Genomic DNA, 17,075 nt, shown 5'->3' with positions numbered 1-17,075 from the left:
CAACAACGCATTTCTTGTGTTCTGAGCCGGCGATGGACTGCCCGCATCAGGCTGCGCTACGCTTCGAATCATCAAGCTACCCTGAATTCGTGGAGAATCGTCGTGAGACGCACTCTTTCGCTGCTGGCAGCCGTTGCCGCGACCGCCCTTTTTGCCCCGCACACGGCATATGCCGAGCCCGTCCACGGCATTTCCATGCATGGCCAGCCGGCCCTGCCCCAGGATTTCAAGAACTTCCCTTATGCCAATCCCGATGCGCCCAAGGGCGGCAAGATCACCTATTGCGTCATCGGCAGCTTCGACAATCTCAATCCGTTCATCATAAAGAGCTTGCGCACCACCGCGCGCGGCATGATCGACACGATCTACGGCAATCTGGTCTTCGAATCGCTGATGCAGCGCAGCGCCGATGAGGCCTTCAGTATCTATGGCCTCATCGCCAAGTCGGTCGACATCGACCCGGAGCGCAAATGGATCGAGTTCAACATCGATCCGAATGCCAAATGGTCCGACGGTCAGCCGATCACGCCCGACGACGTCATCTTCACCTATGAGGTCTATACGGAGAAGGGCCGCCCGCCCTATTCCGACCGAATGTCCAAGATCGAGAAGATCGAAAAGACAGGCGATCTCAGTGTCCGCTTCACCTTCAACGACCAGGCCGACCGCGAATTTCCGCTGATCATCGCGCTCACGCCGATCGTGCCGAAGCACTTCTTCAACAAGGAGACGTTCGACCAGACGACACTGAAGCCGATCATCGGCTCCGGCCCCTACATGGTCGGCGAGATCAAGCCCGGCGAGCGCATCGTTTTCAAGCGCAACCCCGAATATTGGGGCCGCGACGTGCCGGCCAAGCGCGGCTTCGACAATTACGACCAGATCACCATCGAATATTTCCTCAACACGAACGCCCTGTTCGAAGCCTTCAAGAAGGGCATTTGCGACACCTACACCGAGGCCGATCCGGTCAAGCGCGAGCGCGGTTTCGATTTCCCCGCCTACAAGAACGGCGACATCGTCGCTGAAACCTTCAAGAGCGGGCTGCCACCCGTCGTCACCGGCTTCATGTTCAACACCCGCCTGCCGAAATTCGCCGACCCCGTCGTGCGCCAGGCCCTGGGCATGCTCTATGACTTCGAATGGGCCAACCGCAACCTGTTCGCCGGCAAGTATGAGCGCACCGTCAGCTTCTGGCAGGGAACCGAACTTTCCGCCTATGACAGGCCTGCCAGTGACAAGGAAAAGGCGCTGCTCGCGCCGTTCCCTGGTGCCGTTCGTCCCGACGTCATGGACGGCACATGGAGGCCGCCGGTTACCGATGGCTCCGGCCAGGACCGCGCTGCGCTGAAGGCCGCCTTCGACCTGCTCAAGGGCGTCGGCTACAAGCTGCAGGGTGGCAAGATGCTCGACAAGCAGGGCCAGCCGCTCGCCTTCGAGATCCTGACCTCGTCGGACGCCGAGCAGAAGCTGGCGGCCATCTATCAACGCACCCTTGAAAAGCTTGGCATCGCCGTGACCATCCGCGCGCTCGAGGCCGACCAGATCCAGTCGCGCAAGCAGAACTTTGACTTCGATGTGCTGATCGGCGTGACCGGCTTCACCGGCACCTTGTCGCCGGGCATCGAGCAGATCGGCCGCTGGGGTTCGTCTTCGGCCAACAAGGAAGGCTCGTTCAATCTCGCCGGCGTTGCCAATCCAGCGATCGACGCCATGATCGAGACCATGCTCAAGGCGCGCGAGAAGGAGGATTTCGTCGCCGCCGTGCGCGCACTCGACCGCCTGCTGATCTCTGGCAACTACATGGTGCCCATGCAGCACAACTCCGATCAGTGGCTCGCTTTTGCCAAAAGGCTGAAACATCCGGAAAAGACCCCCATATTCGGTTATCAGTTGCCGGTCTGGTGGAGCCAGGGCGGCTAGTTCCGCAAATTTCTGGGATCAGCGGGCCATGGCCGTCATGCCGCGCCCGCGAGCCTACACAAGGACCGTCTCATGACCGAACAGAACAAGCTCACCATCGATGTGGTTTCGGATGTCGTCTGCCCGTGGTGTTTCCTGGGCATGCGCCGCCTGCAAAGCGCGCTTGCGGCAGTGCCCGACACCGACGTCGAGGTGCGCTGGCGCCCCTTCCAGCTCGACCCGACGATCCCGCCCGAAGGCAAGGAGCGCAAGGCCTACATGCTGGCCAAGTTCAATGACGAGAACCGGCTCAGGCAGGCCCACGCCAATCTGGTGACGCTCGGCGCGGTCGAAGGCATCTCGTTCGACTTCGAGGCAATATCAGTCGCTCCCAACACGCTCGACGCCCACCGGCTGATCCGCTGGGCCGCAGCATCCGGCGAAGGCGTCCAGAACAAGCTGGTGAGCACGCTGTTCAGCTACTATTTCGAGCAGGGCAAGAACATCGGCGACCACGGCACCCTCGTCGAGGCCGCTCGCGAAGCCGGCATGGACACCGCGGTCGTCGAAGCGCTGCTTTCAACCGACGCCGATCGCGACGAGGTTTCCACCGAGATCGTCACCGCCTCGCGCATGGGCATCACGGGCGTGCCGTGCTTCCTGCTCGAAGGCAAGTACGCCGTCATGGGCGCCCAGGACACAGCCACCCTCGCCGACGCCATCCGCCAGGTCGCAGCCGAAAAAGCCGGCGAGCTGCCGAACTAAATATGATCACCGAAGGGGGTGATTGGACCGCCGGCTGAGCCTGCTGCCGGCTCAGCCCGTTTGCCCCCGGGCCAGATCAGCAGTTGGCCTGTCCCGCGTCCTTCGACAAACTCAGGACAACCGCCGGCGGCTCTGCTGCCAGTCTCGTCCGACAAATGGCAACCAGTAGCGCCTTGCCCCCCGTCATCTCGGCCTCGTAGCGAGCAAAGCGAGTGCAGAGTGTCGGGAGCCATGTCGTGACATCAACGAAGGCGAAACCGACCCCGAATGACATGCCAACGCTGTGGCAAGCCACGCGACCGGGAGGCCCCAGGTTCTGGGGATGCGCAGGCGCGCTGCCCCCTTAATGAAGCCGAAAGCGCTCAGAGATTGGCGGCAGCACCGCCGCTCCTCATCCTGAGCCTGTCGAAGGATGCATGACCGCCGATCAGGCCACAGCCAGCTTCGCCAGCTGCGTCATGATCACGGCGGAACCCGCCAGACGCTTCTCGGCATTCGGCCAGTCGCGCGCAAACACCACCGAGTGGTCCGGCCTGATCTTGGCCAGCGATCCCTGCTCGGCGATGTAGCGCACGAGGCCCGCCGGGTTGGCGAACTCGCGCTTGCGGAACTGCACCACCACGCCCTTCGGCCCGGCGTCCAGCTTCTCGACATTGGCCTTGCGGCACAGCGCCTTGATGAAGACGATCTTGAGCAGATGCTTGACCTCGTCGGGCAGTGGCCCGAAACGGTCGATGAGCTCGGCGCCGAAACCGTCGATCTCCTCGGTGTTTTCGAGGTCGCCGAGACGACGGTAGAGCGCCAGCCTGAGCTGCAGGTCGGGCACATAGCTTTCCGGGATCATGACCGCGGTGCCGACGGCAATCAGCGGCGACCAGCCCGTATCGATCTCCTCGCCGCTGCCGCGCAGTTCCGCCACCGCCTCTTCCAGCATCTGCTGGTAGAGCTCGAAGCCGACCTCCTTGATATGGCCCGACTGCTCCTCGCCAAGCAGATTGCCGGCGCCGCGGATGTCGAGGTCGTGACTGGCGAGCTGGAAGCCCGCGCCCAGCGTGTCGAGCGATTGCAGCACCTTCAGCCTGCGGTCGGCGGTGTCCGTCAGCTTGCGGTTGGCCGGCAGCGTGAACAGCGCATAAGCACGCACCTTGGAACGGCCGACACGCCCGCGCAACTGGTAGAGCTGGGCGAGGCCGAACATGTCGGCGCGATGCACGATCAGCGTGTTGGCGGTGGGAATGTCCAGGCCCGATTCGACGATGGTCGTCGACAACAGCACGTCATACTGGCCGTCGTAGAAGGCGTTCATGATGTCGTCGAGTTCGCCGGGAGGCATCTGGCCGTGCGCAACGGCCACCTTCAGCTCCGGCACCGATTCCTGCAGGAACTGGTGGATCTCGCCGAGATCGGCGATACGCGGCACGACATAGAAGCTGTGGCCGCCGCGATAGCGCTCGCGCAGCAACGTCTCGCGGATGACTAGCGGGTCGAAGGGCGAAATGAAGCTGCGCACCGCCATGCGATCCACCGGCGGCGTGGCGATCAACGACAGCTCGCGCACGCCGGTCAGCGCCAGTTGCAGCGTGCGTGGGATCGGTGTCGCCGACAGCGTCAGCACATGCACGTCACTCTTGAGCTCCTTCAGGCGCTCCTTGTGCTTGACGCCGAAATGCTGCTCCTCGTCGATGATCAGAAGTCCCAGGTTCTTGAACTCGATCGACGAGCCGAGCAGCGCATGCGTACCGACGACGATGTCGACAGTGCCCTCCGCGATGCCCTTCTTGGTCTCCGCCAGCTCCTTGGTGCCGACCAGGCGCGAAGCCTGGCGCACATTGATCGGAAGGCCGGCAAAGCGCTGCGAGAACGTCTTGAAATGCTGGCGCGACAGCAGCGTCGTCGGCACCACCACCGCCACCTGGAAACCTTCCATGGCGGCAATGAAGGCCGCGCGCAGCGCAACTTCCGTCTTGCCGAAGCCGACGTCGCCGCAGATCAGGCGGTCCATCGGCTTGCCGGCGCCAAGATCTTCCATCACCGCATCGATGGCGCCCTGCTGGTCGTCGGTCTCCTCGTAAGGGAAGCGCGCCGCGAACTCACCATAGACGCCGTCGGGCGGATTCATCGCAGGCGCCTCGCGCATCTGCCGCTCGGCCGCGAGCTTGATCAGCTGGCCGGCCATTTCGAGCAGGCGGCGCTTGAGCTTGGCCTTGCGCGACTGCCAGGCACCACCGCCCAGCTTGTCGAGCGTTGCTTCCGCCGAATCCGAGCCGTAGCGCGACAGAAGCTCGATGTTCTCGACCGGCAGGAACAGCCGGCCATCGCTGGCATAGTGGATTTCAAGACAATCATGTGGCGCGCCCACCGCCTCGATGGTCTTCAGCCCGACGAAACGGCCGATACCATGGTCGGCGTGAACGACTATGTCGCCCGCCGACAAGGCCGAAGCCTCGGCGATGAAGTCGGCGGCGCGCTTGCGCTTCTTCGAACGACGGATCAGGCGGTCGCCAAGGATGTCCTGCTCGGCAACGAACACCAGGTCGCCGGCCTCAAAGCCGGACTCGATCGGCAGGACAGCAAGGCCCGCCTCGCCCGGCTTCAGCGCCTCGACGCCAGCAAGGCTTTCGACCCGCTTGAGATTGCCGAGATTATGCTCCTCGAGAATCTGCGTCAGACGGTCGAGCGAGCCTTCCGTCCAGCCGGCCACGACCACGCGCCGCTTGGCCGCGCGCTGATCGGCGATGTGACGCGCCACCACGTCGAACACGTTGGCGTTGGGGTCGGCCCGCTCCTCGGCAAAGCTGCGGCCGGCATGCGAACCGGCATGCAGCACCCTGCGCCCACTCGAAAAGGGTGTATCGAACGGTGTCAGCTCCGCATTGGCCTGGTCTGCCAGCGCTGCCGCCACCTCGTCCGGCGACAGATACATCAACCCGGGCGCGACCGGCTTGTAGGGCACCGCATCCTTGATGCCGCTGCCTTCTGCCTGCTTGCGACGCGCCTCGTAGTGGTCGAGGATCAGCGCATGGCGCTCGCTCATCGCCTCGCGTGCCAGATGGTCGAAGACCACGGGCGCATCAGGCAGATACTCGATCACCGTCTCCATGTGCGGATAGAAAAACGGCAGCCAGTGCTCCATGCCGGCGAAGCGCCGGCCCTCGGAGACCGCGGCATAGAGCGCATCGTCGCGCGATGGCGCGCCGAAGGCATCGATATAGCTGCGGCGGAACTTGCTGATCGTTTCCGGCGTCAGCGCCACCTCGCTCATCGCCTGGAGCACGACCGAATTGCGGCTGCCGGTTGTGCGTTGCGTCGCCACGTCGAAGGCGCGGATCGTCTCCAGCGTGTCGCCGAAGAAGTCGAGGCGCAACGCATCGGCAGCGCCCGGCGCGTAGAGATCGAGAATACCGCCGCGCACGGCGAACTCGCCGACGCCGCGAACCGTAGGCACGCGCTCGAAGCCGGCACGCTCCAGCCGCGCCACCAGCGCATTCATCTCCACCTGGTTGCCCGGTTTGGCGCGGAACTCCTGCGCCTCGATCGCCGCGGCCGGCGGCACCCGCTGCAGCAGTGCATTTGCGGTGGTCAGCACGATGGCCCGGTGCGGGGTCTTTCTGAGCGTGATCATTGCCGCCAGCGCATCAAGCCTGAGAGCAGCGGCATCCGCCCCAGGCGACACACGGTCGTAAGGCAGGCAGTCCCACGCGGGCAGTTCCAGCACGGGCAGTTCAGGGGCTACGAAGTTGAGCGCTTCAACGATCTGCGGCAGCCGCTGCCCGTCGCGAGCGACAAACAGCATCGGGCCATCGGGCGCCATTTCGGCCGCCGCGGTGGCAATCGCAAAGGCTTCGTAGCCGTCGGCGACGCCATCGACGATGAACTGTCCGGCGCGACCTTTGGGCAGGCCGATCGATTTCAGCAAGCTCATGATCTCGCTCAGACGGTGATGGCGTCGCGCGACGCGACGATCTGCCTGTAGACCGGGGTGTCGACCGCTGTCGGCACCGGCGCTTCGCCGATGATCCAGGACAGCAGTTCCCTGTCCGTGATGTCGAGCAGCACCTCGTAGAGGTCCAGCTCCTCGTCGCTCAGCTTATCGATCCGGGTGTCGGCGAAATGGCCAAGGATCAGATCCATCTCGCGCATGCCGCGATGCCACGACCGGAACAGAAGCTTACGCCTGCGCGTATCAAGGCCTTCGCTCGAGCGTGTCGTTCCGGTCATTTCGGCAATTCCTCTCGTGTCGGGGCGCATATAGCGTGGATAGCCGCCCCTGTCAGCCTTTGCCCGGGCAAGTCGAACGCATAAGCTGACATGATGCGGCCTTCCCTTCTCGATCCCCTGTTCTCCCCGATCACCACGCTTGCCGGCATCGGACCGAAGGTCGCCGTGCTGGTCGAGAAGGTCGTACCTGCAGATCTCGGCGACCGGGTGGCACGAACAGGCGACCTGTTGTTCGTGCTGCCCAACAGCGTCATCGATCGGCGCAACCGGCCCGGCATCGCTTATGCTGCCGAAGGCGCCATCGTCACTCTTGAGGTGCGCATTGACCGCCACCAGCCGGCGCCGCGCGGCAATCGCTCGGTGCCCTACCGCGTCTTCGCCCATGACGACACCGGCGAGATCACGCTGACATTCTTCCATGCTCACGCCGCCTATCTCGAAAAGGCCATGCCCGAGGGCGAACTTGTCATCGTCTCGGGCCGCATGGAATGGTTCAACGGCCGCCCGTCCATGGTCCATCCCGACCACATCGCGCTCGCCAGCGAAGCCGACAAGCTGCCCTTGGTCGAACCAGTCTATCCTCTGACGGCGGGCCTGTCGGCCAAGGCGTTGCGCCGCGCCATCGGCCAGGCCATCGAGCGCGTGCCGCCATTGCCCGAATGGCTCGACGCCGATGTCATGCGCCGGCAGAGCTTTCCCAGCTTCGCGGCAGCGCTGCAACGCGTCCACAATCCTGCCGATCCGCTCGATGCCTCGCCGGAGAATGCCGCCTGGCGTCGCCTTGGCTATGACGAATTCCTCGCTGGTCAGGTGTCGCTGGCGCTGGTTCGCGCCCGTGTGCGCAAGCTGCATGGCCGCCCGCTCATAGGCGACGGCCGCCTCGTCGATGCGCTGCGCAAGGCCCTGCCCTATGCGCTGACCGGCTCGCAGGAACAGGCGCTTGTCGAGATCAACGAAGACCTGGCCAAGCCCGAACGCATGCTGCGCCTGCTCCAGGGCGATGTCGGCTCGGGCAAGACGGTGGTGGCACTTCTTGCCATGGCGCGCGCCGTCGAGGCCGGTGGCCAGGCCGCGCTCATGGCGCCGACAGAAATCCTCGCCCGCCAGCATTTCGCCGGCATTTCACCCCTGGCCGAACGTGTCGGCCTCAAGGTCGCCGTACTCACCGGCCGCGAGAAGGGCCGCGAGCGGACCCAGATCCTCGCCGATCTCGCGGGCGGCGAAATCGACATCATTATCGGCACGCACGCGCTGTTCCAGGAGGCCGTCGTCTTCCATGACCTGGCTCTCGCCGTCATCGACGAGCAGCATCGCTTCGGCGTGCACCAGCGCCTCGCCATGAATGCAAAGGGCCAGGCGCCCGACATGCTGGTCATGACCGCCACCCCCATCCCACGTACCCTGGTGCTGACAGCCTTCGGCGACATGGACGTGTCGCGCCTCACGGAAAAGCCGGCCGGCCGCCAGCCGATCAAGACCGTCACCCTGCCGCTCGAGCGCATCGACGAACTCGTCGGCCGCATCCGCGACGCGGTCGCAGACGGCCAGAAAATCTACTGGATCTGCCCGCTGGTCGAGGAATCCGAAGAGATCAAGCTGATGTCCGCCGAGGACCGCTTCTCCTCTCTGCAGCCCGTCTTCGGGCAGCGTATCGGGCTGGTCCATGGCCGCATGAAGGGGGCGGAGAAGGATGAGGCGATGCGCGCCTTCAAGGAAGGCGAAACGCGCGTGCTCATCGCCACCACCGTGATCGAGGTCGGCGTCGACGTGCCCGACGCGACCATCATCGTCATCGAGCATGCCGAGCGCTTCGGCCTCGCCCAGCTCCACCAGCTGCGCGGCCGCGTTGGCCGCGGCTCGAAGCCGTCATCCTGCGTGCTGCTCTACAAGGACCCGCTTGGTGAAACGGCCAAGCGCCGCCTGTCGGTCATGCGCGACACCGAGGATGGCTTCCTCATCGCCGAGGAAGACCTCAAATTGCGCGGCGAAGGTGAACTTCTGGGCACCCGCCAGTCCGGCACACCTGGCTTCCAGGTCGCCCGCCTAGAAGCCCACGCCGACCTGCTCGAAATCGCCCGCGACGACGCCCGCCTGATCCTTGCCCGCGACCCGGAGCTACAATCCCCGCGCGGCGAAGCCGTACGGCTGCTGCTCTACTTGTTCGGCCGCGACGAGGCGGTAAGACTGCTGAGGGCGGGCTGAGGCATCGTCCCAACTGGCGGATTACCGACAGGCCCTTCGATCACCTTCGCCTTGCCTCCGGTCGCGGGCTTCACCTCGGGCACCACCAGTCCCGCCGAGACGATCAGCTTGGCCCCGTCCTCGATACTCATATCGAGCAGCACGACCTCGGAGCGATGCACATACATCAGAAAGCCGGTGGTCGGGTTCGGCGTACATGGCATGAAGACGGCGATCAGCGGGTCGCCTTCCTTGTCTAGCTTCTCATTGATCTCGGTCTGCTTCTCGTTGCCGACGAAGACGATCGACCACACGCCCTTGCGCGGGTACTCGACCATGCCGACGGTGCGGAACATGTCGCTCTTGTTGGAGAGTGCGGTCTCGAAAAGCTGCTTCAACGTCTTGTAGAGGCCACGCACCAGAGGCGTGCGGGCGAGCAGGCGCTCGCCAAAGCCAACGATGGCGCGGCCGATGAAATTGGCGGTGAGGAAGCCGATCAGCGTGATCAGCACCAGCGCCACGATCAGCCCGAAGCCCGGCACCCGGATGGTCAAATAGGTGTCGGGATTGTAGGTTGCCGGAATGTAGGGCTTCACCCAGGAATCGGCCCAGCCGATGAACGACCAGACGATGTAGATGGTCAGCACCAGCGGCGCGCAGACGACGAAGCCGGTGAGGAAATAGTTCCTCAACCTGGTCATCGCGGATGTTCTGGGCAGATCCGACATGTATCACCGCTTGCGTGTTTGCAGCGCAACATTAGCCGCACGCACAGCGGTTTGGAACTAGCCAGTTGGTAGAAGCAGCCCCGCTACTCCACCGTCACCGATTTCGCCAAGTTGCGCGGCTGGTCGACGTCGGTGCCCATGAACACAGCGGTGAAATAGGCCAGCATCTGGATCGGCAGCGCATAGATGATTGGCGCGATGAACTCGGGCACGTCGGGCAAAACGATGGTCTCCAGCGTCTTCACCGTTGCCTGCGCCGCACCCTTCTGGTCGGTGATCAGGATGATCTTGCCGCCGCGGGCCGCCACTTCCTGCATGTTCGACACCGTCTTTTCGAAGATGCGGTCATGCGGGGCGATGACGATGACCGGCATGTTCTCGTCGATCAGTGCGATCGGACCGTGCTTGAGCTCACCGGCGGCATAGCCTTCGGCGTGGATGTAGGAGATTTCCTTGAGCTTGAGCGCACCTTCCATGGCGAGCGGAAAATTGGTGTCGCGACCGAGATAAAGCACGTGCTTGTAGGAGGCGAGCTCGCGCGCCACCTTCTCGATCTGCTTGTCGAGCTTCAGCACCTGGGCGGCATAGCGCGGCGTCTCCGAGAGACTGCGCACCAGCGCCTTTTCTTCATCCGCTGATATTGTGCCGCGTTCCGAGGCGGCCCGGATGGCGAGCGAGGCGAGCACCGACAGCTGGCAGGTGAAGGCCTTGGTCGAAGCGACGCCGATCTCGGGCCCGGCCAGGGTCGGCATGGTCACGTCGGCTTCGCGCGCGATGGTCGATTCACGCACGTTGACGATGGCGCCGATCGGCACGCCCTGCTTGCGGCAGTAGCGCAGCGAGGCCAGCGTGTCGGCGGTCTCGCCCGACTGCGACACGAAGAAGGCAGCGCTGTTCTTGGAGATCGGCATTTCGCGATAGCGGAATTCCGAGGCGACGTCGATGTCGACTGGCAGGCGCGCATGGCGCTCGAACCAGTATTTTCCGACCAGTCCTGCGAGATAGGCGGTGCCGCAGGCCGAAACGGCGATGCGGTCGATGTCGGCGAAGCTGAACGGCAGGTCGAGCGGCTTCGAGGTGCCTTGCGTGAAGTCGAGGTAATGCGCCAACGTGTGCGAGATCACCTCGGGCTGTTCATGGATTTCCTTTTCCATGAAGTGCCGATGATTGCCCTTGTCGACCAGATAGCTGGTGCCGACCGACTGGCGGCGCGGACGCTCCACCGGCCTGGCATCCATGTCGTAGATCTGAAACTGCGTGCGACGCACCACCGCCCAGTCGCCATCCTCGAGATAGGTGATCGAGTTGGTGAACGGCGCCAGCGCAATGGCGTCCGATCCAAGGAACATCTCGCCTTCGCCGTGTCCGACGGCGAGCGGTGGGCCGTTGCGGGCGCCGACGATGAGGTCCTCGTCGCCCTTGAACATGATGGCGAGCGCAAAGGCGCCGTTGAGACGCTTCAGCGCGGCGTACGCCGCATCGACCGGATCCGCGCCTTTCGCCAACTCGCGTGCAATCAGATGCGCCACCACCTCGGTGTCGGTCTGCGACGTGAACTCGTAACCGTCGGCTGTAAGTTCCTGGCGCAGCTCGGCAAAATTCTCGATGATGCCGTTGTGGACGATCGCCACGCCTTCGGAGAAATGCGGGTGCGCATTGGTCTCGTTGGGAACGCCATGGGTGGCCCAGCGCGTGTGGCCGATGCCGATATTGCCGTCCAGCGGCACCGCCTTCAGCAGGCGTTCGAGATTGACGAGCTTGCCTTCGGCGCGACGGCGGGCGAGCTCACCATGTTCGATGGTGGCGACACCAGCGGAATCATAGCCGCGATACTCGAGACGCTTCAACGCGTCGACGATCAGCGGCGCAACCGGTGTCTGGCCGACAATACCAACGATTCCGCACATGGTGCGCCCCTCCTGTCCCACAAAACCCTGGCCGCCTTTTAGGCAGCCACAGGGTTCAGCGAAAATCACATTCCGTTTCGCTGCGTATCAGCCTTTCGGGCCGACAAGCGATGACAGGATTGCACGGCAGGATTGAAGCGAAGTTACTCTGCCGCCGATTTTTTCTTCGCGGCCGCCGCATCGGCAAAACGCTCGCGCAGCTCCTTGCCTTTGCCGGGCAGAGTCTTCTGCCGCGCGCGGCCAAAGGCCAACGAATCCTCCGGCACTTCGTCTGTTATGACGCTGCCCGAGGCGATGTAGGAGCGTGCACCGATGACGATCGGCGCCACCAGCGATGTGTTCGAGCCGACAAAGGCCCCCTCGCCGATGTCGGTAAAGAACTTTGAAAACCCGTCATAGTTGCAGGTGATCGTGCCGGCACCGATGTTGGCACCGGCACCGACGCGCGCATCGCCGATATAGGTCAGGTGGTTGACCTTGGCGCCCTTCTCGACCGTTGCCTTCTTCACCTCGCAGAAATTGCCCACCTTGGCCTTTTCGCGCAGATCCGCACCGGGCCTCAACCTGGCAAACGGCCCGACCTCGGCGCGTGGGCCGACGTCAGCGCCTTCGAGGTGGCTGAACGCATGGATCACGGCACCGTCGGCGACCTTGACGCCTGGGCCGAACCACACGCTCGGCTCGACCGTCACATCCGCGCCGATCTGCGTATCATGGGAGAAATAGACGGTTTCGGGCGCGATCAGCGTCGCACCTTCAAGCATCGCCCGGTGCCGGCGGCGCTTCTGCCAGACAGCCTCGCCCTCGGCCAGTTCCGCCCGGTTGTTGATGCCCAGCACGCTTTCAAAGCTCGCCTCGGTCGCAACGACCTTGAGGCCGGTTTTGTCGGCGATCTCGACGATGTCGGTGAGATAGAACTCACCCTTGGCATTGGCATTGCCGACCTGGTCGAGCAGCTTCAGCGCATCCTTGCCTGAAATCGCCATCAGCCCGGCATTGCAGAAGCCGATCTTTCGCTCCTCGTCGGTGCAGTCCTTGTCCTCGCGGATAGCGACCAGCCGGCCGTCCCTTTCGATCAGTCGGCCATAGCCGGCCGGGCTCGGCGGCCTGAAGCCGATGACCACGACGGCCGCACCATCGGCCAGCATGCCGCGCGCCCTGGCCAGCGATTCGGCCTCGACCAGCGGCGTGTCTCCGAACATGACCAGCAGGTCGTCATAGCCGCGCGCGATTGCCTGGCGCGCCGCCAGCACGGCGTGCGCCGTTCCCAGCCGCTCCTTCTGTTCGACCACTTCCGCTTTCGGCGCAAAACCCTCGGCGGCCTTCCGGACCTCGTCGCCGCCATGGCCGACGACCAGCGCGACTGCGTCCGAACCGGCAGCTTCCGCTGCCTTTGCCACATGCGCTACCAGCGGCAGACCGGCAATCTTGTGCAGCACCTTGGCCTGACTGCTCTTCATGCGCGTGCCTTCGCCGGCAGCAAGAATGATCGACAGGCAGGTTCTCGAGGTCATGGCGTCGTCCCGGTTGCAAACAAGCGGCTGGATTCGGCCACCTTTCTAGCATTGCCGGCTATCAGCTCCAATGCGGGCGCAATTTCGGCGCGATGTCAGCCGAGCTGGCCAAGAACGGGAAAGCGCTCGAGCAGCCAGTAAGAAGCGGTCTGGATGCCTCCGGTCAGGAACAGCACGCCAGCAACGACCAGAAGCCCGCCGATCGCCTTCTCGACCTTGCCGAGATGGACACGGAATTTGGAAAGGAACCGCATGAAGGCGCCGGAGAACATCGCAGCGATCAGGAACGGAATGCCGAGCCCGAGCGAATAGACGGCGAGCAGAAGCGCACCCTCACCCACCGTTTCGCGGCCGCCTGCCAAAGTCAGAATCGGTCCTAGCACGGGGCCGATGCAGGGCGTCCAGCCAAAGGCGAAAGCAAGCCCCATCAGATAGGCCGCAAGGTTGCTCGCCGGCTTGCCCTGCGACTGGAAACGCGCCTCGCGCGACAGCATGGGAATGCGCAACACACCGAGGAAATTGAGGCCCATCAGGATGATCAGCACACCTGCAGCCATGGCCAGCGGCTCCTGCCAGGTGCGCAGCAGCTGGCCGATGGTCGAAGCGCCGGCGCCTAACGATACGAACACGGTGGTGAAGCCGAGCACGAAGGAGACGGAGGCTGCAAGCAGCGCGCCGCGCGCCCGCGAAACCGTGGCCACGCCGCCGTCGGCCTTGAAATCATCGACCGAGACGCCAGCCATGTAGCAGAGATAGGGCGGCACCAGCGGCAAGACGCAAGGCGACAGGAACGACAGGGCGCCCGCCCCCAATGCGCTGAGATAGCCGATATCCAATGCCATGCTGTGCTGCTCCGTGGTCTTGCACGCGCCGTCATAGCGGCACGCACAGCAGTGCACCAATCACCATTGCGTGGCATTTCGGCGCGCTATCAACCCGGCAATGCCGGCGAAAGGCCGTTTGTCGTGCGGGCCGGCATCGCGGCCCGAACACGTTTTCGTTAGCGGCGCGCCGCCGGCCGCGAATCCCCGGCCCGGAATTACTCGTGGATCGTGTATTCGCCCAGCTCGCAGAGGTTCTGCTTGTCGGTCGTGGTGTCGAGCGACGAGCCTTCCTCGAATTCGAAACGCATGTCGTATTCGCAGACACTGCGGCCGTCGGCGATGGTAATCTGCATGCTCTCGCCTGCTCCCAGCGTGTCGCGGCCGAAAATGTCGTCTTCCCACTGGTCGACGCCAACAGGCGAGGCATAGAAATTCGTCAGGACCGAGCTGGTGCCGTTCTTGAGCGTAAAGACGAGGTCTTCCGCTTGTGCCACGGCAGGAAGAGCCGATACCGCCAGAACCGAAGCAACGGCGAGTTTCAAAACAATATGCATTTATGAATTTCCATATCGATGCGGGCCCGATATTGGGCACCACGATTTAGCAGCGGCCCATGACGCCAGCAATATCATCCACAGGTAATATTGCCTGCATCCCGGGCTCCTGCACGCCCCACACGATAGACGACCTATGGAGAGCGCTTTTTTCCGGTTGACCGGCCGGGGCACTCTCCCTATGTTCCGCCGCAATTTCGGGGTCGCCGCGCGGCCTACGGGAGCGCGTAGCTCAGCCGGTAGAGCAACTGACTTTTAATCAGTAGGTCCAGGGTTCGAATCCCTGCGCGCTCACCACCTGTTCTCTCATTCTTATGTGCAGGCGACGGTTCACGACACCGCGAGCGCCGTACCGTTCAGGAACAATCGCAGCTCCACTGACGTTTATTAGCATATGCTAACTTAATCTCATGAGGAGGCGATCATGAGCAAGGTCACATCAGGTTTGATGGCATTGGCCATCTTGGCTTCATTTGGCATGGCGACAGCTGCCCCAGCCGCCGCTGCGCATTTCTCCGGCATGTCGCATTTTTCCGGTGGAGGTCCGATGTGGATCCCGCATGGCCACCCGATGGCTATGCACATGGATCGAGGAATGCGATTCGAACCACGCGGCTTGCGCGATCGTGACGTCTTCATGCGCCACGATTTCGTGCGGCATGACGACCGTTTCGCTGGCCGTCGCTTTGTCCAGGACCGCGATTTCTTCTTCCGTCATCATCGTCACTTCCGCGACGACGACTTCTTCTTCCCCGGCGCCTTTTTGGCCGGAGCAGTGATCGGAAGCTCCCTCTATGACGAAGGCCCGACCTATACCTACGCCACGCCCGCCTATGGCGACGCCCATACGCAGTGGTGCTACGACCACTACCGGTCGTATCGGGCCTACGACAATACTTACCAGCCTTATGGCGGCCCGCGTCAGCAGTGCTATTCGCCCTTTGGCTAAGCCAGCAGCATCAAGCCCCGCGTTTCCACAAGCGCGGGGCTTTGCCTGTCTCTGCACTATCCGCCCGTTCCGCACGACTTCATCGATACTGCACTTGGCAGTGCTCATTCAGCCTGAATACGGAACATTCCTTCGCGAAGATCGTTTGACTCCTCAGCCCGGACATCAACCCATCAGGAGACGATCATGAACAAGGTGCTTTCTGGATTCGTGGCGACGGCACTTGCCGCGTCATTTGCGTTCGGCGCAGCACTGCCTGCTGCGGCGGCTCCGGCATTCGTTCCCAAGGCGCCCCAAGCTTCGGCTGACATTCAGCAGATTCAGTATGACAACAACTGGCGCCGCCATCGGCCAATGCGCATGGAGCGTCCCGGTATAAACCCGCGCTTTGTCCGCCGCGGCGACGCCTATTATTTCAATGGGCATCGCGGCTATCGCGACTACCGCCCGGGCTATCGCCGCTACAATGACTGGTGGTTCCCTGCCGGCGCCTTCATAGCCGGCGCCATCATCGGCGGCGCGCTCAACCAGCCTCCGCCCCCGCGCTACGTGACGCCAGCCTACGGCAATTCACATGTGCAGTGGTGCTACAACCGCTACCGTTCGTACCGGGCGTCCGACAATACTTTCCAGCCCTACAACGGCCCGCGTCAGCAGTGCTATTCGCCCTATTGAGCCGTCTCAGCCAGGCTGACGACAAAAGCCCGCGTTCACCTACGCGGGCTTTTTTGTTTCGATGAGCTGGACGTCCGATTCGGCGCAGATCTTGCGGATACTGGGGATGTCGCAGTGATCGGTGATGAAAGTGTCCATCTGTGACAGATGGGCAATGCGCACCGGCGCTGTGCGTTCGAACTTCGTCCGGTCCGACACCAGGATCACATGCCGCGCATTGGCGATGATCGCCTGCGCCACCTTGACCTCGCGGAAGTCGAAATCGAGCAGCGCCCCGTCATGATCGATAGCCGATGCGCCGATGACCGCATAGTCGACTTTGAACTGGCGGATGAAATCGACGGCCGCCTCGCCGACGATGCCACCGTCCGAGCCACGCACCACGCCACCCGCGATCACCACCTCCATGTCGGGATAGACCCTCATCCGGTTGGCGACGTTGATGTTGTTGGTGATGACCATCAGCCCCTTGTGGTCGAGCAGCGCCTTACCCACGGCTTCTGTCGTGGTGCCGATGTTGACGAACAGCGACGCGTTGTCGGGGATGATACGTGCCGCCGCCTGGCCGATCGCGTCCTTCTCGTCGGCCGCGATCTTGCGCCGTGCCTCATATTCGAGGTTCTCGATACCGGAGGGAAACAGCGCGCCCCCATGGATGCGGCTCAATAGGCGCTGGTCGCAGAGATCGTTGAGGTCCTTGCGGATGGTCTGCGGCGTCACCTGAAAATGCGCGGCCAAATCGTCGACAAGCACCCGCCCATTGTCCTTGGCCAATTGGACGATTTCCGACTGGCGCGGCGAAAGATACATTTCAACGTTCCCCTGAGTTCGTTTTTACAAACGATAGGGGAATACGAA

General features: G+C 63.2%; 13 protein-coding genes and 1 tRNA gene. 6 read left to right on the top strand and 8 right to left on the bottom strand.

What is annotated here, in order from left to right; genetic code table 11:
• The first annotated feature begins 195 nt into the window (after positions 1-195).
• Both NDO48_RS13625 and NDO48_RS13620 read left to right on the top strand, forming a co-directional pair.
• Entirely contained in the window at positions 196-1,923 is a 1,728-nt protein-coding gene (locus NDO48_RS13625) for an extracellular solute-binding protein (RefSeq protein WP_245262317.1), read from the top strand.
• Positions 1,924-1,995: 72 nt separating this feature from the next.
• On the top strand, positions 1,996-2,667 hold the full coding sequence (locus tag NDO48_RS13620; protein WP_018427975.1) for a DsbA family oxidoreductase: 672 nt from the start codon (positions 1,996-1,998) through the stop codon (positions 2,665-2,667).
• A gap of 427 nt (positions 2,668-3,094) precedes the next feature.
• Here NDO48_RS13620 and mfd read toward each other — a convergent pair whose 3' ends face one another.
• On the bottom strand, positions 3,095-6,589 hold the full coding sequence (gene mfd / locus NDO48_RS13615; RefSeq protein WP_018427977.1) for a transcription-repair coupling factor: 3,495 nt from the start codon (positions 6,587-6,589) through the stop codon (positions 3,095-3,097).
• A gap of 8 nt (positions 6,590-6,597) precedes the next feature.
• Positions 6,598-6,885: a succinate dehydrogenase assembly factor 2 gene (locus NDO48_RS13610; protein WP_018427978.1), complete on the bottom strand. Its 288-nt coding sequence runs from the start codon at positions 6,883-6,885 to the stop codon at positions 6,598-6,600.
• Between the two features lie 93 nt (positions 6,886-6,978).
• Between NDO48_RS13610 and recG the strand changes: the two genes are divergently transcribed.
• Positions 6,979-9,087, top strand: coding sequence for an ATP-dependent DNA helicase RecG (recG, locus tag NDO48_RS13605; protein WP_267321673.1), 2,109 nt, complete (start codon positions 6,979-6,981; stop codon positions 9,085-9,087).
• On the opposite strand, the gene NDO48_RS13600 is transcribed toward recG, so the two are convergent.
• The 5 genes from NDO48_RS13600 to NDO48_RS13580 form a co-directional block, all read right to left on the bottom strand.
• The gene (locus tag NDO48_RS13600) at positions 9,039-9,794 is read right to left on the bottom strand and encodes a DUF502 domain-containing protein (protein WP_026227199.1); all 756 of its coding nucleotides are present in this window, start codon (positions 9,792-9,794) and stop codon (positions 9,039-9,041) included. The genes recG and NDO48_RS13600 overlap by 49 nt on opposite strands.
• Before the next feature lie 83 nt (positions 9,795-9,877).
• The gene (gene glmS / locus NDO48_RS13595) at positions 9,878-11,701 is read right to left on the bottom strand and encodes a glutamine--fructose-6-phosphate transaminase (isomerizing) (protein ID WP_018427981.1); all 1,824 of its coding nucleotides are present in this window, start codon (positions 11,699-11,701) and stop codon (positions 9,878-9,880) included.
• 143 nt (positions 11,702-11,844) lie between these two features.
• Complete coding sequence (gene glmU / locus NDO48_RS13590; protein WP_018427982.1) at positions 11,845-13,215, bottom strand: bifunctional UDP-N-acetylglucosamine diphosphorylase/glucosamine-1-phosphate N-acetyltransferase GlmU; 1,371 nt, start codon at positions 13,213-13,215, stop codon at positions 11,845-11,847.
• A 95-nt stretch (positions 13,216-13,310) separates the two neighbouring features.
• Positions 13,311-14,057 carry a cytochrome c biogenesis CcdA family protein gene (locus tag NDO48_RS13585; RefSeq protein ID WP_267321651.1) on the bottom strand — a complete coding sequence of 249 codons (747 nt, stop codon included), beginning with the start codon at positions 14,055-14,057 and terminating at the stop codon, positions 13,311-13,313.
• A gap of 197 nt (positions 14,058-14,254) precedes the next feature.
• Positions 14,255-14,593, bottom strand: coding sequence for a hypothetical protein (locus NDO48_RS13580; protein ID WP_267321650.1), 339 nt, complete (start codon positions 14,591-14,593; stop codon positions 14,255-14,257).
• Positions 14,594-14,814: 221 nt separating this feature from the next.
• On the opposite strand from NDO48_RS13580, the gene NDO48_RS13575 reads away from it, so the two are divergent.
• From NDO48_RS13575 to NDO48_RS13565, 3 genes are all read left to right on the top strand, one after another.
• Positions 14,815-14,890: transfer RNA gene (locus NDO48_RS13575), tRNA-Lys, on the top strand.
• 127 nt (positions 14,891-15,017) lie between these two features.
• Positions 15,018-15,542: a BA14K family protein gene (locus NDO48_RS13570; protein ID WP_267321649.1), complete on the top strand. Its 525-nt coding sequence runs from the start codon at positions 15,018-15,020 to the stop codon at positions 15,540-15,542.
• Positions 15,543-15,728: 186 nt separating this feature from the next.
• Positions 15,729-16,217, top strand: coding sequence for a BA14K family protein (locus NDO48_RS13565; RefSeq protein ID WP_267321648.1), 489 nt, complete (start codon positions 15,729-15,731; stop codon positions 16,215-16,217).
• A 39-nt stretch (positions 16,218-16,256) separates the two neighbouring features.
• Here NDO48_RS13565 and NDO48_RS13560 read toward each other — a convergent pair whose 3' ends face one another.
• Entirely contained in the window at positions 16,257-17,027 is a 771-nt protein-coding gene (locus NDO48_RS13560) for a DeoR/GlpR family DNA-binding transcription regulator (RefSeq protein WP_018427988.1), read from the bottom strand.
• Positions 17,028-17,075 lie beyond the last annotated feature (48 nt).

It is taken from the genome of Aminobacter sp. MET-1 (assembly GCF_026521175.1).
Taxonomy (GTDB): Bacteria; Pseudomonadota; Alphaproteobacteria; order Rhizobiales; family Rhizobiaceae; genus Aminobacter.
Note: the sequence above shows the minus strand (reverse complement) of the source record. Positions and strands in the feature narration are given on the sequence as shown.

What these genes read in the sequence shown, in the direction of transcription:
- NDO48_RS13625 (WP_245262317.1), top strand. Translation starts at nt 196, where the DNA reads ATGCATGGCCAGCCGGCCCTGCCCCAGGATTTCAAGAACTTCCCTTAT.
- NDO48_RS13620 (WP_018427975.1), top strand. Translation starts at nt 1,996, where the DNA reads ATGACCGAACAGAACAAGCTCACCATCGATGTGGTTTCGGATGTCGTC.
- mfd (WP_018427977.1), bottom strand. Translation starts at nt 6,589, where the DNA reads ATGAGCTTGCTGAAATCGATCGGCCTGCCCAAAGGTCGCGCCGGACAG.
- NDO48_RS13610 (WP_018427978.1), bottom strand. Translation starts at nt 6,885, where the DNA reads ATGACCGGAACGACACGCTCGAGCGAAGGCCTTGATACGCGCAGGCGT.
- recG (WP_267321673.1), top strand. Translation starts at nt 6,979, where the DNA reads ATGCGGCCTTCCCTTCTCGATCCCCTGTTCTCCCCGATCACCACGCTT.
- NDO48_RS13600 (WP_026227199.1), bottom strand. Translation starts at nt 9,794, where the DNA reads ATGTCGGATCTGCCCAGAACATCCGCGATGACCAGGTTGAGGAACTAT.
- glmS (WP_018427981.1), bottom strand. Translation starts at nt 11,701, where the DNA reads ATGTGCGGAATCGTTGGTATTGTCGGCCAGACACCGGTTGCGCCGCTG.
- glmU (WP_018427982.1), bottom strand. Translation starts at nt 13,215, where the DNA reads ATGACCTCGAGAACCTGCCTGTCGATCATTCTTGCTGCCGGCGAAGGC.
- NDO48_RS13585 (WP_267321651.1), bottom strand. Translation starts at nt 14,057, where the DNA reads ATGGCATTGGATATCGGCTATCTCAGCGCATTGGGGGCGGGCGCCCTG.
- NDO48_RS13580 (WP_267321650.1), bottom strand. Translation starts at nt 14,593, where the DNA reads ATGCATATTGTTTTGAAACTCGCCGTTGCTTCGGTTCTGGCGGTATCG.
- NDO48_RS13570 (WP_267321649.1), top strand. Translation starts at nt 15,018, where the DNA reads ATGAGCAAGGTCACATCAGGTTTGATGGCATTGGCCATCTTGGCTTCA.
- NDO48_RS13565 (WP_267321648.1), top strand. Translation starts at nt 15,729, where the DNA reads ATGAACAAGGTGCTTTCTGGATTCGTGGCGACGGCACTTGCCGCGTCA.
- NDO48_RS13560 (WP_018427988.1), bottom strand. Translation starts at nt 17,027, where the DNA reads ATGTATCTTTCGCCGCGCCAGTCGGAAATCGTCCAATTGGCCAAGGAC.